Source organism: Vibrio sp. Vb0304, from assembly GCF_033338995.1.
Taxonomy (GTDB): domain Bacteria; phylum Pseudomonadota; class Gammaproteobacteria; order Enterobacterales; family Vibrionaceae; genus Vibrio; species Vibrio alginolyticus.
The window spans coordinates 1-1,575 of the sequence record NZ_JAWOTT010000100.1; the positions used below are offsets into that span (position 1 = coordinate 1).

At 45.5% G+C, this 1,575-nt stretch carries 2 protein-coding genes; one reads left to right on the forward strand and one right to left on the reverse strand.

Annotated elements, in window-relative coordinates; genetic code table 11:
- Positions 1–74: 74 nt before the first annotated feature.
- Positions 75–641, forward strand: a complete 567-nt coding sequence (locus R7P35_RS24105; protein WP_005477711.1) for a hypothetical protein — start codon at positions 75–77, stop codon at positions 639–641.
- 108 nt (positions 642–749) lie between these two features.
- Here the strand turns inward: R7P35_RS24105 and R7P35_RS24110 are convergent.
- On the reverse strand, positions 750–1,575 hold an 826-nt coding region (locus tag R7P35_RS24110), incomplete at its 5' end, for an amino acid carrier protein (RefSeq protein ID WP_318092849.1).

Consider the following 1,575-nt stretch of genomic DNA (forward strand, 5'->3'; position numbering starts at 1 on the left):
AATGGATGGAAGGAGTAACAGGTGCTGTGCTTGTTGCGCTAGGAATTAAGTTACTGATTGAAGAACCACTTTAAATGCGCAATTTATACCGACTTGCTTTAATGCTGACGCTGTTTTTGTTGGGGTTTGCGAGTGCTGTTGCTTGGATGACATTACCACAAATCAAGTTTTCACCTCGGGGGATGGAGTGGGGGTGGCACTGGGCGCACTTTGAGCCGTTTTCTAATGGTATCCAAAAGGCGCGAACGCACGACACCAAACAGCTCTTGTTAAGACGAGTTTACCTTGACGATGCGATCGTCGTTTTTGTATCTACGACGTTAGACAACAAGTTTGAAATCGATGTTGTGCAGGAGAAAACTTGCAAACCGAACGCCACAACTTGGGCATCCGTATCAGTGAATCGCCAGCGAATGGCGCATGTGCCAATGGTGTGTGATAGCGTCGGACAGAGTTATTTTTACCGTTACATAGGTAAGCATTTAGATTCGCTAGAATTTGGCGTTGATGAGTCTTTCATTACGGAAGATTTTGCCCATTGGCCAATCGCGGATATTAAAGTTGATCAGTTCAAACAGCAAAACGCTAAGTTTTTTGAACAGCGTGGAGAGAAGGTTGAACATCAGTGGTTACGTGATTAACGCTGTCATCTGAATCTAGATAAAAATAAAGCCCGCTAAACATGAGCGGGCTTTGTGTTTTAAGGTTTCTAACTCGTTTAAGTGCAGGCTTAACGGTTCTTTGTAGAGCTATGCTTTTACCGCATCAAGATCATCAGATTGAACTGAAGGGTTAAAGAACAATTTAGTTTCTGCCAGTACAACATGACGAAGCGCAATCAAACCAATAAGGTTAGGGATCGCCATCAAACCGTTTACGATATCTGCCAGAATCCAAATCATGTCTAGGTGCAGGAACGCGCCTGAAGCCACTAGAGCAAGGAAGATAATCTTGTAAGGCAGAACCGCTTTTGTGCCCATTAGGAACACCACACAACGCTCACCGTAGTAGTTCCAACCAAGGATCGTTGTAAACGCAAAGAACATCAGACCGATAGACACCAGCATTGGGCCGAATGTTTCTGCGTTGAGACCAACAGCAAAGGCATGTGTTGTCATCGCGGCACCTGAAAAGTCACTTTGCCAAGCGCCAGTTAGGATCAGGGCTAGACCTGTCATGGTACAAATGATGATGGTATGGAAGAAGGTACCTGTCAGCGAAATCAAACCTTGTTTAACACAAGAGTCTGTTTTCGCTGCTGCTGCGGCCATTGGCGCGCTACCCAAACCTGATTCGTTTGAGAATACACCACGCGCAATACCAGATTGGATTGCCAACATGATGCTAGCACCTAGGAAACCGCCCGTTGCTGCGGTAGACGTGAAAGCAGATACCAACACAAGTTCAACAGCATTTAGTAGTTGATCTGCGTTCATGATGATCACGCTAAGACACGCCAACACATAAAACAGCGCCATTGCTGGAACCACTTTACCTGCGACACTTGCGATAGATTTGATGCCACCTAGAGTTACAAATGCAACCAAAAGCGTCAGGATGAAAGCTGCAAGCTCA